Annotated in this window: 3 protein-coding genes; all 3 read left to right on the plus strand. The window is 64.2% G+C overall.

The window, feature by feature from the left end; translation table 11 throughout:
- Window positions 1-85: 85 nt before the first annotated feature.
- The 3 genes from RBB39_RS22660 to RBB39_RS22670 all read left to right on the plus strand — a co-directional run bounded on the left by RBB39_RS22660 (window position 86) and on the right by RBB39_RS22670 (window position 2,420).
- On the plus strand, window positions 86-454 hold the full coding sequence (locus RBB39_RS22660) for a transposase (RefSeq protein WP_124805332.1): 369 nt from the start codon (window positions 86-88) through the stop codon (window positions 452-454).
- Window positions 451-786, plus strand: coding sequence for an IS66 family insertion sequence element accessory protein TnpB (gene tnpB / locus RBB39_RS22665; protein WP_185696498.1), 336 nt, complete (start codon window positions 451-453; stop codon window positions 784-786). Before RBB39_RS22660 ends, tnpB begins: the two co-directional genes overlap by 4 nt.
- An 83-nt stretch (window positions 787-869) precedes the next feature.
- Window positions 870-2,420 (plus strand): IS66 family transposase, encoded by a 1,551-nt coding sequence (locus tag RBB39_RS22670; protein ID WP_124805330.1) that lies wholly within the window; start codon window positions 870-872, stop codon window positions 2,418-2,420.
- Window positions 2,421-2,452 lie beyond the last annotated feature (32 nt).

Raw genomic sequence — 2,452 nt, forward strand, 5'->3', positions numbered from 1 at the left:
CGTATCCGGCCGGTGAACACACCTTCCGTTGAGCTCCGACTTCGATGACGGTAGGTGTCCACCTATTGCTTAGTGGACACCTACGATGAGTGAGTTAAGCGTACTGGAGGCGCCTCGAAAGCGCCGCCGCTTTACAGCCGAGTTCAAGGCCAGGATCGTCGAAGCGTGCCAACAACCCGGTGCCTCAGTGGCCGGCATCGCGTTGGAGCATGCCCTGAACGCCAATCTGGTCCATAAGTGGATCCGTGAGGCTCGGCGGTCGGCGCCGGTGAAGGATACCCCGGCATTTGTCCCGGTTCCGATGGCCAGAACCGCCACACCAGCGGCGGGCCAGCATCGGGAAGCCGAGCGTATTCGCCTTTCACTGCCGAGTCCCCAAGGCACGGTGACCATCGAATGGCCAGTGTCCGATGCTCAGGGCTGTCGGGCGCTGCTTCGGGACCTGCTGTCGTGATCCGTATCGACGAGATCTGGCTGGCCACCGAGCCGTTGGACATGCGCGCCGGCCCCGACACGGCGCTGGCCCGGGTGGTGAAGGTGTTCGGCACCGCCCGCCCACACTGTGCCTATCTGTTCGCCAACCGGCGCGGCAACCGCATGAAGGTGCTGATCCACGATGGCCTGGGGGTCTGGCTGTGCGCGCGCCGTCTCAATCAAGGCAAGTTCCACTGGGCCGGTAACTGGCACGGCGACCGGGTGGAACTGTCGTCGGAGCAAGTGGCGGCACTGGTCCAGGGCCTGCCCTGGCAGCGCATCGGCCCGGCGGGGGCCATTTCGGTGGTGTAAGCCTCGTCGGCACAGAAGGCGAACCCTGGCCATTCGATGATCCGCGCATCCCCTTGCTGCCGGTGGACTGGCATAATCGCCGGATGAACATGCCACCCGACCTGTCCCAGCTCTCACCCGATCAGCTCCGCCACCTGGCGGCAACGCTGATGTCGCAGGTGGAGGAAAAGGATCGGGCGCTGGCACAAAGCCAGGAAACGCTACGCCACACCGAGCAGGTCAACCAGAAGCTGACCTTTGAGCTGGCGCTGCTCAAGCGCCACGCCTTCGGCAAGCGCAGCGAACAGCTCAACGTCCTGCAGATCAGCCTCCTGGACGAGGTGGTGGATGCCGACATCGCCGCCATCGAGGCCGAGCTGGAAGCACTCGCTACCCCGGCGACGGTGCCCGCCACCAAGCAAAAGCCCAAACGCCAGCCCCTGCCCGACGACCTGCCGCGTGTCGAGATCCGACACGAGCCCGACAGCGAGCACTGCACGTGCGGCTGCCAGCGGCGCCGCATTGGCGAGGAAATCAGCGAGAAGCTCGACTACACGCCGGGCGTGTTTACCGTCGAGCGGCATATCCGCGGCAAGTGGGTCTGCGATGCGTGCGAGACACTGATTCAGGCACCGATGCCGGTCCATGTGATCGACAAGGGCATCCCCACCTCGGGGTTACTGGCTCAGGTGATGATCGCCAAGTACGCCGACCATCAGCCGCTCTACCGCCAATCACAGATATTTGCCCGCGCCGGCGTGGAGATACCCCGCTCCACTCTGGCGGAATGGATCGGCATCTGCGGGGTGCGGCTGCAGCCACTCGTTGATGCCCTGCGCGAGACCCTGCTCACCGAACCGATACTGCATGCCGATGAAACGCCGGTACCGATGCTGGCTCCGGGCAAGAAAAAGACCCATAAGGCCTACCTTTGGGCCTATGCCACTACGCCCTACGCCGCGCTGAAGGCGGTGATCTACGACTTCGCGCCCGGGCGCGGCGGCCAGCATGCCCGGGACTTCCTCGATGAGTGGAAAGGCAAGCTGATCTGCGACGACTACGGCGGCTACAAACAGAGCTTTGCCAACGGCGTGACCGAAATCGGCTGCATGGCTCATGCGCGACGCAAGTTCGTCGACCTGCATGTGGCCGGCAAGAGCCAGATTGCCGAGCAGGCCATCGAGCTCATCGGCCAGCTCTACCAGGTGGAGCGCGAGGCCCAGTCGCTGAGTGGTGAAGAACGCCAGCGGCGACGCGACACCCGAGCGAGGCCCATTGCCGACGCCTTACATCGCTGGATGCTGGCTCATCGCGAGAAGGTGCCGAACGGCTCGGCGACGGCCAAGGCACTGGATTACAGCCTAAAACGCTGGACGGCGCTGACGCGCTATCTCGATGACGGCAGACTGCCGATCGACAACAACCGGGTGGAGAACCTGATCCGCCCCTGGGCGCTGGGCCGTTCGAACTGGCTATTTGCCGGCTCACTGCGCAGCGGCCAGCGCGCCGCCACCATCATGAGCCTGATCCAGACTGCCAAGCTGAATGGCCATGAACCGCATGCCTACCTGAAAGACGTGCTGGCTCGGCTGCCGACCCAGAAGGCCAGCCAGATCCACGAACTCTTGCCGCAGCACTGGAAGCCGGCAGACTGATCACTGAAAGAGGGTGATGCCCGGGCGCTTAC

The organism is Halomonas sp. MMSF_3323, assembly GCF_030733595.1.
GTDB lineage: Bacteria > Pseudomonadota > Gammaproteobacteria > Pseudomonadales > Halomonadaceae > Halomonas > Halomonas litopenaei.

Coding starts and splice junctions, on each gene's coding strand:
- RBB39_RS22660 (WP_124805332.1), top strand. CDS start 86: ATGAGTGAGTTAAGCGTACTGGAGGCGCCTCGAAAGCGCCGCCGCTTT.
- RBB39_RS22670 (WP_124805330.1), top strand. CDS start 870: ATGAACATGCCACCCGACCTGTCCCAGCTCTCACCCGATCAGCTCCGC.